The sequence below is a fragment of the Herbaspirillum sp. SJZ107 genome, from assembly GCF_006715485.1.
In the GTDB taxonomy this organism is placed as follows: Bacteria; Pseudomonadota; Gammaproteobacteria; order Burkholderiales; family Burkholderiaceae_D; genus Telluria.
In genome coordinates this window covers 1,005,646-1,027,798 of sequence record NZ_VFNH01000003.1, presented here as the reverse complement: position 1 = coordinate 1,027,798, position 22,153 = coordinate 1,005,646, and the positions used below count along the sequence as shown (strand labels likewise).

At 67.2% G+C, this 22,153-nt stretch carries 20 protein-coding genes and 2 tRNA genes; 19 read left to right on the top strand and 3 right to left on the bottom strand.

The annotated features are described in order from the left end of the window. Nucleotides 1-195 precede the first annotated feature (195 nt). Nucleotides 196-2,406: a TonB-dependent receptor gene (locus FBX97_RS22710; protein ID WP_141836849.1), complete on the bottom strand. Its 2,211-nt coding sequence runs from the start codon at nt 2,404-2,406 to the stop codon at nt 196-198. A 330-nt stretch (nt 2,407-2,736) separates the two neighbouring features. Between FBX97_RS22710 and FBX97_RS22705 the strand changes: the two genes are divergently transcribed. The 4 genes from FBX97_RS22705 to FBX97_RS22690 all read left to right on the top strand — a co-directional run bounded on the left by FBX97_RS22705 (nt 2,737) and on the right by FBX97_RS22690 (nt 4,765). Continuing rightward, nucleotides 2,737-2,812: transfer RNA gene (locus FBX97_RS22705), tRNA-Val, on the top strand. A gap of 40 nt (nt 2,813-2,852) precedes the next feature. Next, nucleotides 2,853-2,929: transfer RNA gene (locus FBX97_RS22700), tRNA-Asp, on the top strand. Nucleotides 2,930-3,020: 91 nt separating this feature from the next. Next, nucleotides 3,021-4,109 (top strand): hypothetical protein, encoded by a 1,089-nt coding sequence (locus FBX97_RS22695; RefSeq protein ID WP_141836847.1) that lies wholly within the window; start codon nt 3,021-3,023, stop codon nt 4,107-4,109. Then, complete coding sequence (locus FBX97_RS22690; protein ID WP_141836845.1) at nt 4,100-4,765, top strand: ATP-binding cassette domain-containing protein; 666 nt, start codon at nt 4,100-4,102, stop codon at nt 4,763-4,765. The genes FBX97_RS22695 and FBX97_RS22690 overlap by 10 nt, the downstream gene beginning before the upstream one ends. A 7-nt stretch (nt 4,766-4,772) precedes the next feature. Here the strand turns inward: FBX97_RS22690 and FBX97_RS22685 are convergent, their stop codons facing one another. Together FBX97_RS22685 and FBX97_RS22680 are read right to left on the bottom strand one after the other, a co-directional pair. Further along, entirely contained in the window at nt 4,773-6,374 is a 1,602-nt protein-coding gene (locus tag FBX97_RS22685) for a methyl-accepting chemotaxis protein (RefSeq protein WP_141836843.1), read from the bottom strand. 212 nt (nt 6,375-6,586) lie between these two features. Next, nucleotides 6,587-7,735, bottom strand: coding sequence for a GGDEF domain-containing protein (locus FBX97_RS22680; protein ID WP_141836841.1), 1,149 nt, complete (start codon nt 7,733-7,735; stop codon nt 6,587-6,589). Nucleotides 7,736-7,975: 240 nt separating this feature from the next. Between FBX97_RS22680 and FBX97_RS22675 the strand changes: the two genes are divergently transcribed. The 15 genes from FBX97_RS22675 to FBX97_RS22610 all read left to right on the top strand — a co-directional run bounded on the left by FBX97_RS22675 (nt 7,976) and on the right by FBX97_RS22610 (nt 22,070). Continuing rightward, on the top strand, nt 7,976-9,784 hold the full coding sequence (locus FBX97_RS22675) for a cell wall metabolism sensor histidine kinase WalK (protein WP_141836839.1): 1,809 nt from the start codon (nt 7,976-7,978) through the stop codon (nt 9,782-9,784). Next, the gene (locus tag FBX97_RS22670; protein WP_141836838.1) at nt 9,781-10,149 is read left to right on the top strand and encodes a response regulator; all 369 of its coding nucleotides are present in this window, start codon (nt 9,781-9,783) and stop codon (nt 10,147-10,149) included. Before FBX97_RS22675 ends, FBX97_RS22670 begins: the two co-directional genes overlap by 4 nt. A 17-nt stretch (nt 10,150-10,166) precedes the next feature. Next, nucleotides 10,167-11,714 (top strand): HD-GYP domain-containing protein, encoded by a 1,548-nt coding sequence (locus FBX97_RS22665; protein WP_141836836.1) that lies wholly within the window; start codon nt 10,167-10,169, stop codon nt 11,712-11,714. Continuing rightward, nucleotides 11,711-13,768: an ATPase, T2SS/T4P/T4SS family gene (locus FBX97_RS22660; RefSeq protein WP_185748698.1), complete on the top strand. Its 2,058-nt coding sequence runs from the start codon at nt 11,711-11,713 to the stop codon at nt 13,766-13,768. The genes FBX97_RS22665 and FBX97_RS22660 overlap by 4 nt, the downstream gene beginning before the upstream one ends. Before the next feature lie 3 nt (nt 13,769-13,771). Next, nucleotides 13,772-14,890 carry a type II secretion system F family protein gene (locus tag FBX97_RS22655; RefSeq protein WP_141836832.1) on the top strand — a complete coding sequence of 373 codons (1,119 nt, stop codon included), beginning with the start codon at nt 13,772-13,774 and terminating at the stop codon, nt 14,888-14,890. A 117-nt stretch (nt 14,891-15,007) separates the two neighbouring features. Further along, nucleotides 15,008-15,607: a prepilin-type N-terminal cleavage/methylation domain-containing protein gene (locus FBX97_RS22650; protein WP_221631853.1), complete on the top strand. Its 600-nt coding sequence runs from the start codon at nt 15,008-15,010 to the stop codon at nt 15,605-15,607. Between the two features lie 14 nt (nt 15,608-15,621). Beyond that, nucleotides 15,622-16,167: a Tfp pilus assembly protein FimT/FimU gene (locus FBX97_RS29710; RefSeq protein ID WP_185748697.1), complete on the top strand. Its 546-nt coding sequence runs from the start codon at nt 15,622-15,624 to the stop codon at nt 16,165-16,167. A 2-nt stretch (nt 16,168-16,169) separates the two neighbouring features. Beyond that, nucleotides 16,170-16,607, top strand: a complete 438-nt coding sequence (locus tag FBX97_RS29705; RefSeq protein ID WP_185748696.1) for a prepilin-type N-terminal cleavage/methylation domain-containing protein — start codon at nt 16,170-16,172, stop codon at nt 16,605-16,607. After that, complete coding sequence (locus FBX97_RS22640) at nt 16,604-17,122, top strand: PilW family protein (protein ID WP_141836830.1); 519 nt, start codon at nt 16,604-16,606, stop codon at nt 17,120-17,122. Before FBX97_RS29705 ends, FBX97_RS22640 begins: the two co-directional genes overlap by 4 nt. Beyond that, a complete protein-coding gene (locus tag FBX97_RS29700) occupies nt 17,119-18,039 on the top strand; it encodes a DNRLRE domain-containing protein (RefSeq protein WP_185748694.1) in 921 nt (306 codons plus the stop codon). Before FBX97_RS22640 ends, FBX97_RS29700 begins: the two co-directional genes overlap by 4 nt. 34 nt (nt 18,040-18,073) lie before the next feature. Further along, on the top strand, nt 18,074-19,180 hold the full coding sequence (gene pilM, locus FBX97_RS22630; protein ID WP_141836826.1) for a pilus assembly protein PilM: 1,107 nt from the start codon (nt 18,074-18,076) through the stop codon (nt 19,178-19,180). Further along, nucleotides 19,173-19,832, top strand: a complete 660-nt coding sequence (locus FBX97_RS22625; protein ID WP_141836824.1) for a PilN domain-containing protein — start codon at nt 19,173-19,175, stop codon at nt 19,830-19,832. Before pilM ends, FBX97_RS22625 begins: the two co-directional genes overlap by 8 nt. After that, nucleotides 19,829-20,356 carry a hypothetical protein gene (locus FBX97_RS22620; RefSeq protein WP_141836822.1) on the top strand — a complete coding sequence of 176 codons (528 nt, stop codon included), beginning with the start codon at nt 19,829-19,831 and terminating at the stop codon, nt 20,354-20,356. Before FBX97_RS22625 ends, FBX97_RS22620 begins: the two co-directional genes overlap by 4 nt. After that, nucleotides 20,353-20,736, top strand: coding sequence for a hypothetical protein (locus FBX97_RS22615; protein WP_141836820.1), 384 nt, complete (start codon nt 20,353-20,355; stop codon nt 20,734-20,736). The genes FBX97_RS22620 and FBX97_RS22615 overlap by 4 nt, the downstream gene beginning before the upstream one ends. Then, complete coding sequence (locus FBX97_RS22610; protein ID WP_141836818.1) at nt 20,733-22,070, top strand: type II secretion system protein GspD; 1,338 nt, start codon at nt 20,733-20,735, stop codon at nt 22,068-22,070. Before FBX97_RS22615 ends, FBX97_RS22610 begins: the two co-directional genes overlap by 4 nt. Nucleotides 22,071-22,153 lie beyond the last annotated feature (83 nt).

Genomic DNA, 22,153 nt, shown 5'->3' with positions numbered 1-22,153 from the left:
GATTCTTCGGTGCAGGATCAACTAAACAGAATGAAATATTGCCTAAACAGAGCCAAAAATCACATCCGCGCCAGTGCTCCCCGCGTCACGAAATGTCACATTCGTATTGAGCCATATCAAACGCGCCTCAATGTTCTTTGACAAATAAAAAAGGCCGCGATCGCTCGCGGCCTTTTTGTCAACCAGCTGACGGGATCAGAAGTTGCCCTTGAACTGCACACCGTAGGTGCGCGGCTCGTTGGTGAAACCGGTCAGGTTGTTGAAGTCGATGGCACCGGTGATGCGGCGCTGGTCGAGGATGTTGCGGCCGAAGGCGGCGATTTCATACTTGCCGCCGGCCCAGTTGTAGCCCACGCGCAGGCCGCCTTCGGTCAGCGGCTTGCCGGTGTATTCCACTGCTTCGTACAGGAAGAAATTGATCTTCGTACGGTAGGACCAGTCCGTGAAGACGAAGAACTCGCCGTCGCCCATCGGGATGCTGTAGCGTGCGGTGGCGTTGAAGATCCACTTCGGTGCCTGCGGCAGCGGGTTGCCGTTGATCGACACCAGGCCGTTGGCGCCGACCGGATCGGTGACGGTACCGGTCGTGGAACGGGTCACGTACAGGTTCGGGTCTTCGATCTTGGTGAAGTTGTAGCTGGCGCTGCCGGTCAGGCGCAGCGACGGGCTGACGATGCCTTCGACGTCGAACTCGGCGCCCTGGCCCTTGGTCTTGTTGGCGTTGATCAGCTTGGTGATGTTCGAGTTGCCACCCACCACGGTCAGCTGCTGGTTCTTGACTTCGTAGTCATAGATCGAGAAGTTGGCGCGGGCGCGGCGCTCGAACAGGTCGGCCTTGATGCCGGCTTCGTACGAGGTGATGGTTTCGGCATCGGCCACGGTGACCGGCACGGTCGCCGAAGCGGCGGCGATACTCGGGGCGCGGAAGCCGGTCGCCACGCGGGCGTAGGCGTTCACGTCGCGGTTGATTTTATAGGTACCCGACAGGTCCCAGCTGACCTTGCTCTTGCTCTCGCTGACGCCGGCCGGTCCGATCAGGGTGACGTTGGTGTGCTCGAGGGTATTGAAATCCTTCTTGTCGTCGGTGTAGCGGATACCGCCGCGCACGGTGAGGTCGTCGCTGACCGTGTAGTTCACGGAACCGAAGGCGGCCCAGGCCTTGTTCTTCTGGTTCGAGACCACGCGCGAGGTTTGCTGCTGGGCGTTGTCGAAGTTGTCGCTGCCGCCGGTCGCATCTTCATCGAAGTAGTACAGGCCGGCCTGCCAGTTCAGCGGACCCGCGTTCTTCGATTCGACACGGAATTCCTGCGAATACTGCTTCAGGTCGGTCATGCGGCTGGCGGTCTGCACCTGGAAGGGCACGCCGGTCTGGCCGGGGACGCCGCCGTCGATGTCGCCGCGGCTGTTGTAATGGTTGACGGTTTCGTAGCCGGTGATCGAGTACAGCTTGACCGCGCCCAGATCCCACGACAGGCGCATGTTGGCGCCTTGCGTCTTCAGGTCCTGGCCGTTCAAGGCGTTGCTGACCAGGCTGTCGAGGTCGGTGCCCGGTGCGAAGCCGTTGGTGCCGCGCCCGATCAGGTTGGCGCGGAACAGGCGCGCGCTGCCGGTGGTGGTGCGCTGGTGCACGTTGAACAGCGCGTTGAAGGTCGAATCCGGGCTGTACAGGAACTGCACGCGCTCGGCGTGTTCGTTGTAGCCGTCCAGCTCGCCGGTCTTGTTGGTTTTCGCGACGTCGCTGTAGTTGTCGACGTAGTCGTCGCGGTGCTGGCGCAGGGTCGAGACGCGCATCGCCCACTTGTCCGACAGCGGCACGTTGACGGCGCCGTCGACGTTGGCCGTGCCGTGGGTGCCGTAGGACAGGTTGTAGTAGCCCTCGACCTTTTTCAGGTTCGGCTTTTCGGATTCGATCTTGACCACGCCGGCCGGGGTGTTACGGCCGAACAGGGTGCCCTGCGGGCCGCGCAGCACTTCGACGCCGGCGACGTCGAAGATCGGGAAGCCTTTCAGGATCGGGTTTTCCTGCACGATGTCGTCGACGATCAGCGACACCGGCTGCGAGGCGAACAGCGAGAAGTCGGTGTTGCCGTAGCCACGGATATAGAAACGCGGGAAGGTGCGGCCGTTGGAAGACTCGATGTTCAGGCTCGGTACCTTACCGGCCAGCAGACGGATGTCGTCGCCGCCCGATACCAGCACATCCAGCCGTTCGCCCTTGATGGCGCTGACCGATACCGGCACTTCCTTGATGTTTTCGGTACGGCGCTGGGCGGTCACGGTGACCGTCTGCAGCTCGTTGGCCTGGGCTGCCTGGGCCAGGGCGGAGCCAGCCGGCAGGACGGACAGTGCGAGCACCGCACCATGCGCGGCAACGACGCGCTTGTGCATCTTGGACATCTTGATCATTGAGTTTTCCTAAGGGAAGGGTGAAAGAATTCCGCGTGTCTCCGCTATTTCCTTCGGCCGCCTTAAGTCGGCCTGCGCCGGCAACGCATCTTGTTGACGTCTATATATTGCCGGTTTGTAAAAGCATAATTGTCAGGCATGTACATAAGCTTATGCAAGAAATTACGCAGTCCATACGCAGGCATACAACAGTCGATGCCCAGCCCCCGCCACAGGAAATGTTCACTTTTTTCCGTAAAGGCCTTGCATCATTTCAAATGGATACGCTATGATGCGTGCCTCTTCGGACGTGATGACAAACGCCTGACAGAGATACTGGATAGTGAATCCGGGCGCTTAGCTCAGTTGGTAGAGCGGATCCCTTACAAGGATTAGGTCGGGAGTTCGAGCCTCTCAGCGCCCACCAGACAGTATCTCGAAGCACGAAGAAAAGATCAGAGTAAAACGGAGCGGTAGTTCAGTTGGTTAGAATACCGGCCTGTCACGCCGGGGGTCGCGGGTTCGAGCCCCGTCCGCTCCGCCAGTATTTGGTAGTACCGAAAAAGGTCCGATTCGTCGGACCTTTTTTCGTTTCTGCCTTCGTTTATTCTGACTTTTACGCGCATACGATCTCGATGCACACCTACACCCGGTTCCGGATCCGGCTCACGCTGCAAACGCTCGCGCAGTTGACGGCGCGCCTGCGCAGTTCCGGCGAAATCGTGGTGCTGGCGCTCGGCCCGGCCCTCCTCGGCCTGCTGGCCGTGGCGGCGCTGCCGCCGATGTATTTCACTTCTTGCCCACCGGTGACCGCCCTCGGTCTGCTGGTACTGCATGCGCTGGCGATGAGCCTGCCCGTGGCGCTGCTGCGGCCGCGCATCCTGCCCGCCGCCGTGCAGGCCTGGCTGGCGCCGCTGCCGGTGCCGCCCGCCCTGCTGCTGCGCGCATCGCTGCTGGTGGCCGGCCTGCTGCTGGCGCCGCTGGCGCTGGCCTATGCCGCGTCGCTGGCGATCTGGCTGCTCCAGCATGCGCGTCCGGCCTGGCTGCTGCCGCTGCGCGCCATCGCCGGCACCCTGTTCTCGTTCCTGCTGACCTGGGCCTGCGCCTGCGGGTTGCTGGTGCACGGCGCCCTGCGCCCGCCGGCGCCACGCGCATCGTCTACCGCCAGCGCTGCGGCCGGTGGCGCCGGGTATGTGCCGCAGCCGCGGCCGGGATGGCGCTTCCTGTGGCGCCACCTGTTCTGGCTGCCGCTGTGGCGCCAGGGCAGCCTGGCCGGCCTGCGCCAGGCGGCGCTGCTGGGCGGGACGGTCCTGGCGAGCGCACTCTGGATGGCGCGGCCGGCGCTGCTGCCGCACCCGGCCGGCGCGCTCATGGCCAGCGTGCTGCTGGTACTGTTCGTGCACGAGGCCGACGATGCGCTGCGCAGCCAGCTGGTCCGGCTGCAGGCTGCGGTTGCCGGCCTGCCGCTGATGGCGGGCACGCTCGGCTGGCGCGCGCGCGCCACGCTGCTGGCCGGCCTGGCGCTGCCGCTGCTGGCGCTCACTGCGGGCGGGCTGGCGGCCGGCGCCTGGACCCATACGGCAGGCTACGCCTGGCTGGCGCTGGCCTGGAGCATGGGACCGCTGCTGGTGTGCACGCCGCCGTTCACGCCGCGTGGCCGCACGGCGCTGGTCGCGCTGTGCATGCTGTTGTTGTGCGCAACCGGAAGCAGGATATGGAATTAGACAAAAACGTGCAGCCGCGGACGGAGGTCGAGATCGAGGTCGACGCCCTCGCCTTCCACTTCAAGACACGCAGCGTGTTCACCGGCCTGGACCTGCGCCTGGGCGCGGGCCTGACCTGGCTGCGCGGACGCAATGGCCGCGGCAAGACCACGCTGTTGAAACTGCTGGGTGGGGCGCTGGCACCGGCCGGCGGCAGCATCCGGCTGAACGGCATGGACAGCCGGCGCGACGCCCTCGCCTACCGCCGCCACACTTTTTATTGCGGCGGCGAAGCCCCGCAACTCGACTGGCTGACGGCCGGCGAATGGCTCGACCTGCACCTGTCGCTGTACCCGCAGGCCGACCTGGCGGCGCTGCAGGCCCGCCTCGGCCTGTTCCACATCGCCGACGTGGCGCGCCAGCCGGTCGGCGGCCTGTCGCTGGGCCAGTATAAAAAGCTGCAGCTTTCCCTGGCGCTGGCCCTGCCGCTGCAGCTGCTGCTGATCGACGAGCCGTTCAACGGCCTCGATGCGCAGGCGGTCGAGGTGCTGCAGCAAGACCTGGCGCGGCGCGCGGCGGCGCGCGCCGGCTGCATCGTGCTGACCAGCCACCTGGCGCTGCGCGTGGCCCCGACCGTGACGCTGGACCTGGACGCGCAGCCCGGCGTACCGCTGTAGATGTGGATCAGGACAGCGCCAGGCGGCCTGCCGGCGCCGTCATGTGCCGGTCCTGTCCGCGCACGTCGCCATGCGCCAGCTTGAAGGTGCCGACCACCTGTTCCAGCTCGCCGGCCTGGTCCTGCATCGCCTGCGCCGCGGCGCTGGCCTGCTCGACCAGCGCGGCATTCTGCTGGGTCACGCGGTCCATCTCGACGATCGCGTGATTCACCTGCTCGATGCCGGCGCGTTGCTCTTCGCTGGCGCTGGCGATCTCGTTCATGATGACGGTCACCTGGCCGATGCTCCTGACGATCTCGGTCATGGTGGTGCCGGCGCGGTCGACCTGGCTGCTGCCGGCCTGCACCTTCTGCACCGAATCGTCGATCAGGGCCTTGATTTCCTTGGCCGCGGTGGCCGAACGCTGGGCCAGGTTGCGCACCTCGGAGGCGACCACGGCAAAGCCGCGGCCCTGCTCGCCGGCGCGCGCCGCTTCCACCGCCGCGTTCAAGGCCAGGATATTGGTCTGGAAGGCGATACCGTCGATGACGCTGATGATGTCGACGATCTTGCGCGACGAGGCATCGATCGATCCCATAGTGGCGACCACTTCGGCCACCATCGCGCCGCCCTGGTCGGCGATGCTCGACGCCTGCGCCGCCAGCGTGTTGGCCTGGCGCGCGTTTTCCGCGTTCTGCTTCACGGTGGAGGTCAGTTCTTCCATCGAGGCCGCGGTTTCCTCGAGCGAGCCGGCCTGCTGTTCGGTGCGCGCGGACAGGTCCTGGTTGCCGGCCGCGATCTCGCCGGCGGCAACCGTGATGGTGCCGGTACCGCTGCGCACCCGGCCGACGATCTCGGCCAGGCTGTCGTTCATCGCGCCCAGCGCGCGCATCAGCTGGCCGGTCTCGTCGCGGCTGGTGGCCTGGATGCGGCTGCTCAAGTCGCCCGACGCCACTTTTTCGGCCAGCGCCACGGCCTGGTGGATCGGCGCCGTGATCGAACGCGTGATCAGGATGGCGCAGGCGATGCCGAGGCCGATCGCGGCCAGTCCGAGGACGATCAGGAGGGTGCGCGTGCTGGCGTAGGAGTCGAGGATGGTGGTGGCGACGCCGTCGGCCGCCGTGATCTGCATGGTTGCCAGCTTGGAAATGGCTGTGGTGAAGGCGGCGGTGGCCGGCTTCATGCGGTCGCGGTAGATGGTGACCGCCAGTGGGTCATTGGCCTCCAGCTTGGCCTTGAACAGGGCTTCGCGCGCCGCCAGGTAGGTCATGCGCGTTTCCTTGACCACCTTGAACTGCGCCTTGACGCCCTCGTTGCGCAGCGAGCCTTCGATCGCCTCCTGCAGTTCATTCGAGCGGCTCGACGCTGCCTTCATGCGCTCCGCCACATCGCGGACGATCGCCGGATCGCTGGCGACGAACACGGTTTCGATCATCGCGCTGTTCAACTCGATGAGCTTGGCCCATTCGGCCACGTTGCGCTGGTTCTTGATGCTCGTATTCACCAGGCGGTAGGTCAGGTCGCCCGCCGACTGCATGCGCCCCAGCGCGGTCACGGTCAGTACGAGCAACAAGGATAGGACAATGGCAAAGCCGATGCCGAGCCGGGCACCGATCTTGAGGTTCTTCACGGGTGGATTCCTTCTGATGGAGCAGCGCGCCGGAGGCGGCGACGCAGGAGACTTGCTGGTGACGCCGGGGGATCGCCCCGGTCAGGCTGCAAACCAGCGCGGATGGCTGGTGCAGCACGGAGGCAGTATAACAGCGCACTGCCGGATTTTGATGCTCTGCGGCAAAATTACGACACGTATCCGGCGCGCGGATTCCACAATTTACAGACTGTTCACGCCCGTTTCAGCATCGCCGGTCCGACTTCGACGCGGTTGCGTCCAGTGGTCTTCGCCACATACAGGGCGTGGTCGGCGCGGGCCAGCGCCGCCGTCAATTCCTCGCCCGTGTCGATCATCACCAGGCCGATGCTGACCGTCATCCGGTAGCTGCCGGCACACGACAGCAGCGGCGCTTCGGCCACGGCGACGCGCAGGCGTTCGGCCGCGTGCAGCGCGCCCTCCAGCCCGGTGCCGGGCAGCGCCAGGGCGAATTCCTCGCCGCCCAGGCGGCCCATCAGGTCGTGGTCGCGCAGCACGCCGCGCGCGGTATCGGCGAACACGCGCAGGGCTTCGTCGCCGCAGGCGTGGCCGAAGCCGTCGTTCAGGCGCTTGAAATGGTCGAGGTCGAGCATCATCAGCGCGATCGGCTTGCGCAGGCGCAGCGCCAGCAGGCGCGCACTTTCGGCGCGTTCGAAGAAGGCGCGCCGGTTCAGGGTGTCGGTCAGGCCGTCGATGGTGGCCAGGCGCTGCATCTGCAGGTCGTCCTTTTGCTTGCACAGCAACAGGAAACCGAAGCCGTTGACGATCATCATCATATAGCTGAGCAGGTAGGTCGCGCCGCCCACCGGCGTGATGGCGACGTCCAGCCGGCCATGCTCGAACACGATCCAGGCGCCGATCGCCAGCGCGAACAGGGCGTCGTTGACGCCGATGATCCGCTGCAGCAGCGACGCCCCGCGCTCGCGCAGCAGGAGCACCGCGGCGCAGGCGGCGAACCACGCCATGATGAGCGATACGATCCATTGCATCTGCAGGCGCGACACGCCTGCCGCCATCGCCCCCACCAGCACCAGTCCCGATGCCAGCGCGGCCAGGTAGGCCAGGCGGCGCCAATGCGGCATGCCGAAGAACAGGCAGTAAGCGGCCACTTCGATGATCACGCCGCCGATCCAGGCGAACGGCGTCAGTATGTCGATCACGGGCAGGTTGACGACCGGCGCCAGCCACCAGCACGCCTGGCCGACGCCGCCGAGCAGGCGTGCCCACATCCAGTAGCGCAGCGCAGGGGTGTTGTCGACATTGCGCATGTAGCCCGCCATCAGCAGGGCAAACACAATGTTGCCGACGCCGATCGCCAACATGAAGGTTTGATTATCGATCACTGATTATCCTCGGGGCGCTATCCATACAGCATCGATGTATTTTATATAACGCATATTTCCCAAAAGAACTATATTACACAATTTCAAGTTGGGGGGTTGCACGGCAGAATTCCCGACCCGGGCGACATATGTTGCTTCACAGCAGCGCACACTTGAAAACAGTTTGCCTTACAGCAACCACCCATTCTATAGTGACAGACCTTACCAAGACGAAACATTTATGCCACAAGGTTGCAAAGAATGAAACTCAACCGCATCGGCATCGCCCTGATCGCAGGCGCATTGGTCGTCATTGCCCTGGTCGTCATCCTCCTCGTGCATCGCCAGCAGTCCAGCCGCAGCGCCGAAGTGCGCGCCAGCGGCGTCAGCCTCGTGCGCGCGCTCAGCAGGATCCCGTTCAAATACCTCGACAGTGACTCCCAGGGTCCGAGTGTACTGAATACCCTGTTCGCGTACCAGAACAATGGTGAGCTCGCTTACGCCGCCATCCTGGATGCGAACGGTCGTACGCTGGCCGACGTCGCCGGCCGCGGCACCTTCGTGCCGGGCGCCGCACTGCCGCCGGAAGCGGCCACCAGCTTCGGCCAGCGCACCCTGCCGAACGGACTGATCGAATTCTATGGCCCACTCTACGACCGCAGTGCAGGCCAGGCTTTCGTGCGGGTCGGCTTCCACCAGCCGGGCTACGCGGTGCTGGCGCGCGACGTCCAGTTCCTGGCCTTGCTGGCGCTGACGATGTTCCTGCTGGTACCGCTGGTGTATGTCGTGATCAAGCGCGAAATGGCGCCGCTGGATGCGCTTGGGCGCCAGTTGCGCCAGCTCGGCGATGTTGGAATTGCACAACAGGCGAGCGCCAGCGACGTGCGCGAACTGGCCGGCAGCCTGCAGGCCTACCTGGAATTCGCCAGCCAGCGCATCGCCCAGCTCGAACGCGGCAGCCTGAACGCCAGCGCCGACAACCAGGTCCTCCAGTACGGCAGCAAGAAGCTGACCGCCGCCCTGCAGTCGCTGCCGGACGGCCTGCTGATGCTGGCGCCGGGCGGACTGGTGACCTTCGCCTCGGACAAGGTCGAGCCCCTGCTCGGCGTGGCCGTCGACGCCATCCTCGAGCAGCCGGTCGATGCCTGGTGCCGCGATCCGGCGCTGCGCACCCTGCTGGCCCGCTATGCAGGCAACCAGCGCGACACCCTGCATGCGCACAGCGTCGACTTCACCCCGGCCAACGTCGAAGGCAAGTACCTGTCGGCGACGGTACAGCCGCTCACGGCGGCCCACGGCGCGATGGCCTTCGGCACCCTGGTGGTGCTGCGCGACGTCACCCGCGAACAGCTGGCGCGCCAGGCCGGCAACGATTTCGTCGCCCACGTCTCGCACGAACTGAAGTCGCCGCTGAACGTGATCGGCATGTACGCCGAAACCCTGGCCGATGCCGACGCCGACGACGAGACCCTGCGCGTCGAATCGCTGAACGTGATCCAGGACGAGATCGAGCGCATGAATGCGCTGGTCGGCAACCTGCTCAACGTCAGCAAGCTGGAAACCGGCAGCATGAGCCCGGAACGCAACCGCGTGCGCCTCGACGACCTGCTGCGCGACGCCTACGAGCACGCCCTGCCGCGCGCCGAAGGCAAGCAGCTGCGCGTGTCGCTCGACCTGCCGCGCGAACTGGAAGCGGTGGCGATCGACAAGGACCTGTTCCGCATCGCCCTGAACAACTTGCTCACGAATGCCATCAAGTACAACCGCCCGGGCGGCAGCGTGCTGCTGTCGGCCCGTAACGAAGACCACGAGATCGTGATCAGCGTGCGCGATACCGGCATCGGCATCGCCGGCGCCGACCGCGAGCGCGTCTTCGACAAGTTCTACCGCGTCAGCGAGCGCGATGCCAAGGTGGCGCGCGGCGGCCACGGCCTCGGCCTGTACCTGGCGGCGCAGATCGTCGAGCTGCACCATGGCCGCATCGCGCTCGACAGCGAGCCCGGCATCGGCAGCACCTTCTCCATTCACCTCAAGATTGCGCCGGCAGCCACCGGCGTGGTGACCTTATGACCCAACGACATATCCTGCTCGTCGACGACGAACCCCACGTCACGCGCGTGCTGCGCCTGGCACTGGAAAAGGCCGGCTATGCCGTGACGGTCGCGCACGACGGCCATGCGGCGCTGGCCTGCATGGCGCAGCAGCTGCCGGACGTCCTGATCAGCGACATCCAGATGGACGGCATGGACGGGCGCACCCTGTGCCCGCTCGCGCGTTCCACCTATCCGGACCACGACTTCCCGATCTTCGTGATGACGTCCATGACCGCGCTCGAGGAGCGCGACTGGGCCCGTGCCTTGTCCAACACCGAATTCCTCGAAAAGCCCCTGAGTCCGCGCCAGCTGGTGGCGCGCCTCGCCAGGTACTTCGCTTGAACCCCGCTGGAGCCTCCATGTCCCCCCTTCTTCCCGCCCTGCCCGACCTCGATCTCGACTACGACCGCTACGCCCGCTGGCTGCAGCGCAGCTGCGGCAAGGAACTCGCGCTGCTGGTCTGCGATGCCGCCGGCATGCCCTGCTGGACCGCGCCCGGGCACGGCGACCTGGCGGCCTGGCTGGACGGCCTGGCCGCAGGCGGTTTCGCCTGGAGCGCCAGCGGCGACGGCATGCAGCGCCATGACGCCGGCGGCTTCTCCCTTTTATATGCCCCGGTGACGGTCAAGGGCAAAGTCGCCGGCTGGATCGGCGTGCGCGAAGCCGCCGCGCCGCCGGAGGGCGGCGTGCCCTTCGCATGGGATGCGCTGGCCGAGGGCCTGGAAGACGTCGCCGCCGCGCTGGCCGACGAATGCCGGCGCCAGGGCGAACTCGACCAGATGGCCGGCGAGCTGTCCGACCGCTACGAAGAGCTGCACCTGGTGTACGCGATCGACCGCCAGGTACAGGACATGGACAATGGCGAAGACGTGTTCGGCAGCCTGCTGGAGAGCTGGGCCGAGCACATGGACGCCGACGTCGCCGCCTTCATCAAGCCGGGCGAGAACCTGTGCGTGTCGGCCACCAACCTGTCGAAGCCGATCCACAACCTCGATTTGGTGCTGGTCGAGATGCGCGGCGATTTGTACCGCTTCGCCCACTCCTCGCGCCAGCCGATCGTCATGAACGAGCCGGGCGACCCGCGCCGCGCCTACATCTTCACCGACATGCCCTTTAAAATCCTGTGCTGCCCGGTGTTCCAGGACAAGTCGGTGGTGGCGATCCTGGTGCTGCTGAACCACGCGCACAAGGAAGATTTCAGCAACAGCGACCGCAAGCTGGGCGAGGTGCTGGCCAATCACCTGTCCAGCCTGTCGCGCATGCACAGCATGCTGGCCGAGACCAGCAAGTTCAACCAGCAGATGGCGGCGGCGCTGATCGAGGCGGTGGAAGCCAAGGACCCGTACACGCGCGGCCACTCCGAGCGCGTGCACCACATCGCGATGGAGATCGGACGCGCGCTGCGCCTGCCGGCGCGCGAGCTGGACAACCTGTTCTGGGGCTCGCTGCTGCACGACGTCGGCAAGATCGGCATCCCGGACGCGGTGTTGTGCAAACCAGGCCGCCTGACCCGCGACGAGTTCACCTTCATCATGGTGCACCCGGAGCGCAGCTACGAGATCCTGCGCCACATCGACCGCCTGCACGGTGCGGTCCCCGGCGCGCGCCACCACCAGGAAAAATACGACGGCACCGGCTATCCGCATGGCCTGGCCGGCAACGACATCCCGTACAACGCGCGCATCATCGCGGTGGCCGACACCTACGATTCGATCACCAGCTCGCGCGCCTACCGCGCCGGCCGCAGCCACGAGGTCGCGATGGCGGAAATCGTGCGCGTGGCCGGCACCCAGCTCGATCCGGGCGTGATCGCCGTGTTCGAACAGGTGTGCCGCCTCGAGCCCGAATGGATCGCGCGCTTCGGCATCCAGCGCGATCCGGCGCCGGCCGCCGCCGAGATGGCATGAACGACAGCGCTTTATCCGCCGCTGCCAACGCCGGCGCGAGCAGCATCACGCGCAGCCGCATCGGCGCGATGACCTATCTCGCCCCCGGCGCGGCGCTGGTCGCCGACGAGGCGGTGAAGGACCTGCAGGAGGCCCTCAGCGAATGCATCGGCCGCCACCAGGTCGCGATCGTGATCGACCTGGCCAAGGTGACCCTGCTGTCGGGGCGCGCGCTCGGCATGCTGGCCGACATGGGCGAACGCCTGGCCGGCCTGGGCGGCTGGCTCAAGCTCGCCTATCCGAGTCCGCTGCTGCAGGAAATCCTGGCCGCCACCGGCCTGCAGGAACAGCTGCCGCTGTTCGATGCGAAAACCGGCGCGCCCAGGAAGGCGGCGCAGGCCGGCGCCAAGCTGGGCGACCTGCTGGTCGAACGCGGCGCCGCCAGCGCCGAGCAGGTGGCCGAGGCGGCGCGCCTGCAGGACCAGACCGGCAAGCGCATGGGCCTGATCATGGTCGAGAAAAAATGGATCACCGAGACGGTGCTGTACCAGGCGCTGGCCGACCAGCTCGGGCTCACCTACGTCAGCCTGCGCGCCGGCATGTACGATCCGGCCGCGCTGGCACTGCTGGAGCGCGACGTGGCGCGCCGCCTGAACGTGCTGCCGCTGTTCAGCGTGCGCGGCACGCTGACCGTGGCCACCGCCGAGCCGCAGGCGATCCATTACTTCGACGAGATGCGCACCCGCACCGGCTGCAAGATCCGGGTGGTGGTGGCGCCGCCGGCCGACATCCGGCGCCTGGCCGACGATGCCTACGGCGGCTCCCTGCCCGAATTCGTGCACAGCGAGGCCAACGACCTCGAGCTGATCCAGTCCACGATCCCGGACGACTACACCCAGATCGACGAGATGGCCGGCGCCAGCCCCGTCATCAACATGGTCAACGCGGTGATCCAGCGCGCGATCCGCGACAGCGCCAGCGACATCCACATCGAGATCTCGCGCAACCGCGCGCGCATCCGCCTGCGCATCGACGGCGTGCTGTACGAGATCATGGCGCCCAAGGTCGAGCAGCACCCGGCCATCGTCTCGCGCCTGAAAGTGATGGCGAACCTCGACATCGCCGAACGGCGCCTGCCGCAGGACGGCCGCATCCAGGTCGCGACCCAGGGCCGCACGGTCGACCTGCGCTTTTCCTCGCTGCCCGGCATCTACGGCGAAAAGGTGGTGCTGCGCGTGCTCGACAAGAACCAGTCGATCCTCGACGTCGACAAGCTCGGCATGAACGAGACCGCGGTCGGTTCCTTCAAGCGCCTGCTGGGGCGCAGCCACGGCCTGATCCTGGTGACCGGCCCGACCGGCAGCGGCAAGACCACCAGCCTGTACGCCGCGATCAGCCACCTCAAGAGCATCGAAAAGAACATCGTCACGATCGAGGACCCGGTCGAATACCAGCTCGACATCATCAACCAGAACCAGGTCAACGATGCAATCGGCTTGACCTTCCCGAAGATCCTGAAGCACGTGCTGCGCCAGGACCCGGACATCATCATGATCGGCGAGGTGCGCGACCGCCAGACCGCGGAAATCGCGGTGCAGGCGGCGCTGACCGGCCACCTGGTGCTGACCACGCTGCACACCAACGACACGCTGGGCGCGGTCTCGCGCCTGGTGGAGATGGGGGTGGAACCGTACCTGCTGTCGTCGGCCCTGATCGGCGTGATGGCGCAGCGCCTGGTGCGGCGCGTCTGCCAGGGCTGCCGCACCAGCTATCTCGCCACGCCGGAAATGGCGGCGGCCTACCGCTGGCGCGGCAAGGGCGACCTGCGCCTGGTGCGCGGACGCGGCTGCCCGGCCTGCTACGACTCGGGCTACAAGGGACGCCTGGGCATCTACGAATTGCTGGAAGTCGGCCCCGATCTGCAGCGCATGATCGTCGCCAACGCCAGCAAGGAGCAGATGGCCACCCACGTCGCCGCCACCGGTCACCACGACCTGTACGCCGACGGCATGGCGCGCGCCTTCGACGGCCACACCACGCCCGAGGAAATCGCGCGCGTGGTGCATTCGCTGTAAGCCATGCCGATCGAATTCGACCTGCCTGCCGCCGGCGCGGACGCGCCCGCAGCCACCGCGGCGGCCCCCTGGTACAAGCTGGGAAGCCGGCCGCTGGGCGTGCGCGAGCGCGTGCTGTTCACCGAACGCCTGGCGCTGCTGCTGGAGACCGGGGTGCCGCTACACACCGCCCTGCAATCGCTGTATGAGCAGAGCGAGCAGCCCGCGCTGCGCGCCATGATCACGGCGATATCGGACGATATCCTGGCCGGCGAACGTTTTTCGAGCGCGCTGACCAGGCATGCGCTGTTCCCGACAACCTACGTCAACCTGGTCGCGGCCAGCGAAGCCGGCGGCTTCCTGCCCGCGGTGCTCGACCAGCTGGTCGAGATGGACGAGAAGGAAGAACGGCTGCGCCGGACCCTGGTGTCGGCGCTGTCGTACCCGCTGATCCTGATGACGTTTTCGGTGGCGGTGGTGCTGTTCATCCTGATCTCGGTGTTTCCCAAGTTTGCCGTGATGTTCGAGGGTATCCGCGACAGGCTGCCCTGGACCACGCGCGTGCTGATGGACGTGAGCAAGCTGCTGACCGCGCATGGCGCCATCGTGGCGGCATGCGTGGCCGGCCTGTGCGCACTCGGCTGGATGCTGGCGCGCCGCCCCGAAGCCCGGCTCGCGATCGACCGCGCCACCCTGCGCCTGCCGCTGCTGCGCGACGTGTTCGCCAAGATCTACCTGACCCGCCTGCTGCGCGTGATGGGCATTTCGCTGGAGCGCGGCGTGACCGTGCTGGCCACGCTGGAAGCCTGCCGCGCGGTGGTCGCCAACCACGACGTGCAGCAATTCATCCTGGGGCTGGAAAGCGACGTCACCGAAGGCAAGGGCATCTCGTCCGGCTTCCAGCGCAGCCCGTTCATTCCCCCGGCCGTGCGCCAGATGGTGGCGACCGGCGAAGCCACCGGCACCCTCGGCCGCGTGATGGGACGCATCGCCGACGCCTACGACCGCGATCTCACCCGGCAGCTGGCGCAACTGTCGAAGCTGGCCGAGCCGGTGATGCTGATTGTGATGGGCGCCGTGGTCGGCACGATCGTCAGTTCACTGATTTTGCCGATTTTCAAGCTCTCCAGCGCGATCCACTGAGCATCATTGTTAAAGCTACGCCACAGTTGCTCGATAGATAGAAACTTGCCGAGGATTACCAATAATTTCGTGTTACTCTGCGGAACTATCAGATTCGTCACATTAAGTCGTCACCCGATGACCCAAATCAAAATGAGAACTCAAAATATGTCCTCCGTTATTAAGCGCAGCGTTGCACGCGGCTTTACCCTGATCGAACTGCTGATCGTTGTCATTATCCTGGCGATTCTGGCGGCGATTGCCATTCCGCAGTTTTCGTCCAGCACCGTCGATGCACAGTTGTCGGCGCTTGATTCCAACTTGGCGACCGTGCGTTCCGCGATCGAGCAGTATCGGGTGCAGCACAACGGCAACGTGTATCCGGGCGCGGTTGCCGTTGCCGGCGGTACGGTCTGCCCGAACAACGGCGGCAACTCGGTTGCGGCAGCAGTCGGCGAGGCCGCCTTGCGGGCACAGCTGTCCATGTTCACCAACGCGGCCGGTGAAGCCTGCCCGACCGGCGACACCACCTTCCGCTTCGGTCCTTACCTGCGCCAGGGCATCCCCACCGAGCCGTTCAGTAATTCGAATGCTGTGACCGTTCCCGCCAACGGCGCCGCCCCAGTCGCGGTAGCAGCCGGCCTAGGCTGGGCATACAGCACCGGCACCGGCCAGTTCATCAAGAACAATACCGCTGCGGATGGTGGCGTCAACAACCGTCCCTTCAACCAGCACTGATCTTAACTTCCGGCATGCCTGAACGCCGCCGCAGCCGCGGCCTTACGCTGGTCGAGCTGCTGGCGGTATGTACCGTGATCTCGATCGCTGCGGCGGTCGCCCTGCCCTCGGCGCAGCCGGTAACCGAAGTCCGCGCCGATACTGCCGCCGGCGAAGTCGTCCAGGCACTGCGCTTCGCGCGCCAGGAAGCCATGCGCAGCGGCGCCTACCGCATGCTGCGCTGCGACGCCGTCCGCAACGAGGTGTCGGTCTACATACCCGACACCAACGGCGCCGCCGCCACCATGCTGAAGCACCCACTGAGCAAAATGGACTACACGGTCAACCTGGCCCAGGCGCCTGCCGGCAGCAATATCGCGCTCACCGGCTGCCGCTTCCAGTTCGCCGACCGCACCACCGCCGCGACACTGGCCTTCGACGGCAACGGCAATCCGGTGCGCGGTACCGGCACGGCGTCCGACCAGGCCCAGGCACTCAGCAGCGGCGCCGTCGTGCTCGGCGCCGGCAACGTGACCCGCACGGTCGCGGTCGACGTCAACGGCCGCGTCACCACCTCCTGATCATGGGCAGCTCCGGGAACCGCCATCGGACCCGCCGCAGCGGCGGTTTCACGCTGCTCGAGGCCGTCATTGCCATGATGCTGCTCGCCGTCTGCCTGCTGCCCGCCGCGAGCGCGCTGCGCGACGCGGCGGCGGCGCCAAGCGTGGCCGCCACCGCAGCGCGCAACCTCGATTGCGTCAGTTCGCTGATGGAGACCGTGCTGGCCGAACCCTACAACCGCCTGCTGTCGCTGGCGACGACCGCGGATGCCTCGGCCTATCCGGTGGCGCTGGACCCCGCCTGCCCGGCGCGCACGGTGCGCATTGCGCGCTACGGTGCCAACGGCACCCGCAAGATCGGCCCCGGGGCAACCGACGATTATCTGCTGTACGTGAGCGTCGCCCTGGCCGATCCCGCCGACGGCAATCCGTACACCCTGGTCACGCTGGTGTCGCGATGAGATGCAAGGCTGTTCAACGCGGCATGACCCTGGTCGAGCTGCTGCTCGGCCTGGCCATCACGGCGGTCCTGATGGTGCCGCTCGGCGCCATGTTCCAGAATGCGTCCAGCGGCGCCGCCGCCGTCCAGAACGCGCTCGGCCTGAACGGCGAGCTGCGTTTCGCCATCGACCGCATCGCCCGCCGCGCCCCGACGGCCTCGATCCTGAGCGACGCCTCGGGCGTGGTCCTGCAGCCCGGCGTCGCGCCGGCACCGGCGCTGACGTATGCGATCAGCGGAACCGACCTGGTCGAGACCGAAAACGCCACCACCACGTCGCTGCTGGGGGCCATCGTCACGACGCTGCTGCCGTCGCCGCCGCGCGTCAGCGTGATCGCGTCGAATGCCATCGCCTTCAAGCTGTCGGCGCCGGCCAGCGCCAGCCAGCCGCTGCTGAAGATCGACCTGACCCTGCGTGCGCCGGACGGCACCACCGTCAGCGCCAGCCGGACCATCCGCATCGGAAGCCCGTCATGAGCCGGGCGCCGATGCTGTCGAATCCGGTGCGTGCCCGGCGCCGCGAGTCGGGCGTGCTGGCGCTCACGGTGGCGCTGCTGCTGGCCGTGATGGCGGCCGCGGCGTTCGGCATGCACCGCGCCGCCGGCATGGATGTGCAGGCCGTGAGCGCCGAGTACGACCGCCGCAGCGCCGCCTACCTGGCCGAAGCCGGCGTCGCCGCCGGCAAATGGTACAACCAGATCAAGTGCGGCAACGCCGTCCCGTCGGCGTTTTCCCTGGTGCCGGGCGCCACGCTGAACATCAACGTCGCCAAGGTGGCGCCGCACCAGATTGCGGTCAGCGCCACCGCGACCACGGCCGCCGGCAGCACCAGCACGCTGGTGCGCAACCCGATCGATATCTATAACCTCGGCAGCACCGAACAAAAGGCGCTGGGCGGCGGGGTCAGGGACACCTATATCGACGCCAGCCTGACCGCGCCGAAGAACACCGACACCAGCCTGGTGCTGTCAAGCCAGTCGAATGCCCTGCTGTTCTGGGACACGAAGGATATTCCCAAGGATTCCATGGTCCTGTCGGCCTTCCTCACGCTGGTGCAGAACGGCAGCAGCGGCGAAAAGCGCACGGTCAACCTGCACCGGGTGACCACGCAGTGGGATGACAAGGCGACCTGGACCACTCCCCGTCCCGGCGTGGCCTGGAACGGCGGCGACTACGATCCGCAGGTCATCGCCAGTTTCGACGCCAGGAGCGACAGCAGCTACACCCTTGACCTGACCGCGCTCGTGAGTGCCTGGTACAACGGCACCCAGCCAGTCTACGGCATGCTGCTGCGCCTGCCCAACCCCGGCCAGGGCGTGACCTTCTACAGCCGCGAGGCGCCCACCGTCCAGGAACCGGCGCTGAACGTAACCTTCAGCAAATTGTGCCCGTGATTGAAATAATGCCCTTCCAGCGGAGCCTGTCCGCATGAGCCTGCGCACGCTTGCGGCAAGGTTCGCCTTGCCTGCGCGGTCCCCGACGCCGCCGATCGGCGCCGACTTTGCCGCCCATGGCCTGAACCTGGTGCAGGCGGCACCGCGCGACGGTGGCTTCAGCCTGATGGCGGCCGCCTCGCTGCCCTACCCGATCCCGCGCGCCGACCTGCTGGCGGCGCCGGCCGAGCTGGCGCGCTTCGTCGCCGGTGCCCTGGCATCCGCGCCGTTCAAGGGCCGCCGCGTGATCTCGGCGCTGCCGCCGGCCGACGTCCGCATCCTGCCGCTGACGCTGCCGGTGGCGCCGAACCAGTCCGAAGCCCAGGCCGTGGCCAAGGCCGCCACCGAGCAGCTCGGCGTGGACGCCGCCAATGCCGTGCTGGATTATTACCCGATCCGCGGCGCCGACGGCGACACCAGCGGGCGCCAGGTGCTGGTGGCAGCAAGCGACAAGGCGCGCGTACTGGATTACCTGGCAACGCTGGAAGCGGCGCGCCTGGAACCGGTGGCGCTCGACATCGGCCCGGCCGCGATCGCGCGTTTGCTGGCCGCGATCCACGGCAGCGATATCGGCCAGTCGACCCTGCTGCTGAATTTCGGCAGCGCCCGCAGCTTCGTCACCGTGATCTGGGGCCGCCGCCTGATGCTCGACCGCGAGATCGATTTCGGCGAAGCGCAGCTGGCCGCCACGCTGGCGGCGGCGCTCGAGCTGCCGCCGGAAACCGCCACCAGCCTGCTGCGCGAACACGGCATCGGCATGGGCACGCGCGGCCATGCCGATGGCGCCAACACGGAATTACGGCGCACCATCCACGAGGTGCTGCATCCGGCCTGCCTGGGCCTGGCCGACGAGCTGGCGCACACCCAGGTGTACGTGGCCTCGCGCACGCGCGGCAGCACCATCAGCCGCGTCTACCTGAACGGCAGCCTGGCGCGCTACCCGGACATCCAGGCGCGCATCGGCGAACTGATCGACGTGCCGGTGCACCTGCTGGATCCGTTCGGCGCTTTCCATGAAGGTGCGGGCAAGGACCAGGACCGCATCGGCCGCGAGATCGCCCTGGCGTCCGGGCTGGCGCTGCGGGGAGCCGTGCATGGCTGACATCGACATGATCCCGCGCGAATACCGCGACGGCGTACGCGTGCGCCGCACCCTGCGCCTGGCCGGCATCGCCTTGGCGCTGGTGGTCGCGGCAGGTAGCGTCGCCGGCGTCGGCCTGCGCTGGCGCACTGCGGCGCTGGAACGCAGCGCGACCGCGCTGGAGGCCGTGGCCGCGCAGGCGCAGGCCGACAGTGCGCGCGGCGCCGAGCAGCAGGCCGAGCGCAGCCGCCAGGAGCAGGTCCACGCCGTCCTGCGCACGCTGCGGCGCCAGGGCGAGCTGGCGGCGCTGGCCCGGGGCCTCGACGCATCGCTGGGCGACGCGGTCTGGCTGACCGGCCTGCGGATCGAGCGCGACGTGCAGGGCGCCCCTGCCGCCGCCAATGTGGCGGCTGCCGCGCTGCCGGAGGGCACCGAGACCTTCAGCGCACCCGGCGCCAGCCCTGCCGCCCCGGTCCAGACCTGGCACCTGCGCAGCGCCATCGAACTGAATGGCCAGGCGGCCAGCTACGAAGCCGTCACCGCCTTCCTGGCCACGCTCGGACGCCAGCCCGGCATCGCCGGCCTGCAGCTGGTCAGCAGCAGTATCGCCGAAGGCGGCGCCATCGACTTCCGCGCTACCGGCGCGCTGGTCCATCAAGGAAAAACACCATGACACCTTCCCTGCGCCAAGCGCTGGCGGCCATGCCGGCGCGCCAGCTGAACCTGGTCGCGATCGGCGCCGTCGCCATCGTCGCCGCCCTGATGTGGACGCTGGCGATCCGGGCGCCGCTGGCGGCGCTGCGCCAGCAGCAGATACGGCTGGTGTCGCTGCGCGCGGCCCAGGCGAACGCGCCGGCACCGCTGCCCGCCGCTACCCAGACGTCCTTGCCGCCGCTGCCGGCGGCGCCGGCCCCGCTGGCGCTGATCGCCGCCGCCGGCGCCAGCGCCCGTGCCGCCGGATTGACGGTGGGCGGCGCGGTGCCGGGTGCGCAGCGCAGCATCGCCGGCCTGCGCCAGCAGACCCTCGACATCGAGGCCAGCGGCAGCTACGGCGCCATCCTCGAGTGGCTGGACGGGATCGAGGCGCGCCAGCCGGCGGTCGGGATCGTGCGCCTGAACCTGCGCGCTGTGCCGGAAGAAGCGCGCCGCCTGGTGCAGCTGCAGCTCGGCGCCTATGAAGCGGAGGCGAAGCGATGATGCGCACCATGGCCATGCTGGCGCTGCTGTGCGTCGCCCTGGCGACCATGGCCGCGGCCCTCCCGCCGGTCACCGCGGCCCTGCCGGCAGCGGCGCCGGCACTGCGCACGCTGCGCGATCCCTTCGTGCGCCCGGCACCGCCGCCGCCGGCGCCTGCGGCTGCGCTACCAGCCGAACCGGCGCCCGAACCGCCGCCGCTGCACCTGCGCGCCGTGATCCTGAACGGTGCCCGCTCGGTTGCCAACATCGACGGCGACATCGTCGGCGCCGGCGACCAGGCGCGCGACTACACCGTCGTCCGCATCGACGCCCACGGCGTGCTGGTGACGCGCGCCGGCAAGCGGCAACTCCTGACAATGACTGAAAAGGACAAGCAATGAAACTCCGGCAATCGCTCCTGGCGCTGTGCCTGCTGGCGCCGGCCCTGCATGCCGAGGTACGCACGGCGTCCACCCCTGCCGCCCCTACGGCAGCAGCGAACGTGATGTCCTATACCTTCCGCGACACGCCGATCGCCGAGCTGTTCAACATGATCGCGCACACCGCCCACATCAACATCGTGCTGGCGCGCGGCGTCACCGGCAACGTGTCGATCAGCCTGTACGACATGACGGTGCGCGAGGCGATCGAGGCCATCGCCGAAGCCGGCGGCTATGCGGTGACCGAGCGTGCCGGCGGCTTCCTGATCTCGGACGCCAAGGTGGCGCAGAAGGAAATGGCGGCCTCGATGCAGGTGCGTGCGATGAAGGTGCGCTACACCGACGTCAAGAAGGCCGGCGACATCCTGATGCGCCAGGTCGGCGCCAACGGCACGGTGACGGTGCTGGAGCCGACCCGCACGCTGGTGGTGGAATCGAACGAGGCCGGCCTGGCACGCGCGGCCAAGGTGCTGCGCGAGATCGACAGCCCGCCGCGCCAGATCCTGATCGAAGCCAAGATCCTCGAGATCACGCTGGACCGCAGCGACGTCTTCGGGGTCGACTGGACCCGCATCTTCAACGAGAACGGGCCGAACAACGCGGGCGCCACCGGGCTGTCGACCGCGGTCGGCCCGCGCTTCTTCCTGAATGTCGTCAACAGCAATATCGAAGCCCACCTGACGGCGCTGACCAACAAAGGCCGCGTGCACACGCTGGCGACGCCGCGCCTGCTGGCGCTGGAAGACCAGGAAGCCAGCACCAACGTCGGCGACCAGCTCGGCTACCGTCTCACCACCACCATCAACAACGTCACCACCGAGTCGATCCAGTTCCTCGACACCGGCGTGATCCTGCGCGTGACCCCGTCGATCGACATCGACGGCCGCATCATGATGAAGGTGCGGCCGGAAGTCAGCTCGGGCTCGGTCTCGGGCGGCATCCCGTCCAAGAAAACCACCGAAGTCAACACCCAGCTGATCGCGCACGACGGCCAGCCGGTGCTGATCGGGGGCCTGATCAAGAGCAGCAGCAATTACCGGCGCCAGGGCATCCCGCTGCTGAGCGACGTGCCGCTGCTGGGCCGCGCGTTTTCTAGCACCGACGACGGCGGCAGCACCACCGAGACCATCGTGCTGATCACGCCGCGCATCGTGGGCGTGGACGGACCGGCCGTGGATGCGGTGACGGAGAAGAAGGTGGACGAGGCGGAACGGGTACTGAAGGTGCGGGGGGAGGTGCTGGAGCAGAAGATCGAGCGGATCATGCCGGCGCGGACCGGGCCTGGGATTGAATAGCGGCCCGCGGCTTGAAACCGTCGCCCCTGCGAAGGCAGGGGTCTAAGTTGCACGCGTATCGTTAACGCTCGCAGAACTTGGAC

Bases quoted from the DNA above. Each gene is read 5' to 3' on its own strand.
- FBX97_RS22710 (WP_141836849.1), bottom strand. From the start codon at position 2,406: ATGATCAAGATGTCCAAGATGCACAAGCGCGTCGTTGCCGCGCATGGT.
- FBX97_RS22695 (WP_141836847.1), top strand. From the start codon at position 3,021: ATGCACACCTACACCCGGTTCCGGATCCGGCTCACGCTGCAAACGCTC.
- FBX97_RS22690 (WP_141836845.1), top strand. From the start codon at position 4,100: ATGGAATTAGACAAAAACGTGCAGCCGCGGACGGAGGTCGAGATCGAG.
- FBX97_RS22675 (WP_141836839.1), top strand. From the start codon at position 7,976: ATGAAACTCAACCGCATCGGCATCGCCCTGATCGCAGGCGCATTGGTC.
- FBX97_RS22670 (WP_141836838.1), top strand. From the start codon at position 9,781: ATGACCCAACGACATATCCTGCTCGTCGACGACGAACCCCACGTCACG.
- FBX97_RS22665 (WP_141836836.1), top strand. From the start codon at position 10,167: ATGTCCCCCCTTCTTCCCGCCCTGCCCGACCTCGATCTCGACTACGAC.
- FBX97_RS22660 (WP_185748698.1), top strand. From the start codon at position 11,711: ATGAACGACAGCGCTTTATCCGCCGCTGCCAACGCCGGCGCGAGCAGC.
- FBX97_RS22655 (WP_141836832.1), top strand. From the start codon at position 13,772: ATGCCGATCGAATTCGACCTGCCTGCCGCCGGCGCGGACGCGCCCGCA.
- FBX97_RS22650 (WP_221631853.1), top strand. From the start codon at position 15,008: ATGACCCAAATCAAAATGAGAACTCAAAATATGTCCTCCGTTATTAAG.
- FBX97_RS29710 (WP_185748697.1), top strand. From the start codon at position 15,622: ATGCCTGAACGCCGCCGCAGCCGCGGCCTTACGCTGGTCGAGCTGCTG.
- FBX97_RS29705 (WP_185748696.1), top strand. From the start codon at position 16,170: ATGGGCAGCTCCGGGAACCGCCATCGGACCCGCCGCAGCGGCGGTTTC.
- FBX97_RS22640 (WP_141836830.1), top strand. From the start codon at position 16,604: ATGAGATGCAAGGCTGTTCAACGCGGCATGACCCTGGTCGAGCTGCTG.
- FBX97_RS29700 (WP_185748694.1), top strand. From the start codon at position 17,119: ATGAGCCGGGCGCCGATGCTGTCGAATCCGGTGCGTGCCCGGCGCCGC.
- pilM (WP_141836826.1), top strand. From the start codon at position 18,074: ATGAGCCTGCGCACGCTTGCGGCAAGGTTCGCCTTGCCTGCGCGGTCC.
- FBX97_RS22625 (WP_141836824.1), top strand. From the start codon at position 19,173: ATGGCTGACATCGACATGATCCCGCGCGAATACCGCGACGGCGTACGC.
- FBX97_RS22620 (WP_141836822.1), top strand. From the start codon at position 19,829: ATGACACCTTCCCTGCGCCAAGCGCTGGCGGCCATGCCGGCGCGCCAG.
- FBX97_RS22615 (WP_141836820.1), top strand. From the start codon at position 20,353: ATGATGCGCACCATGGCCATGCTGGCGCTGCTGTGCGTCGCCCTGGCG.
- FBX97_RS22610 (WP_141836818.1), top strand. From the start codon at position 20,733: ATGAAACTCCGGCAATCGCTCCTGGCGCTGTGCCTGCTGGCGCCGGCC.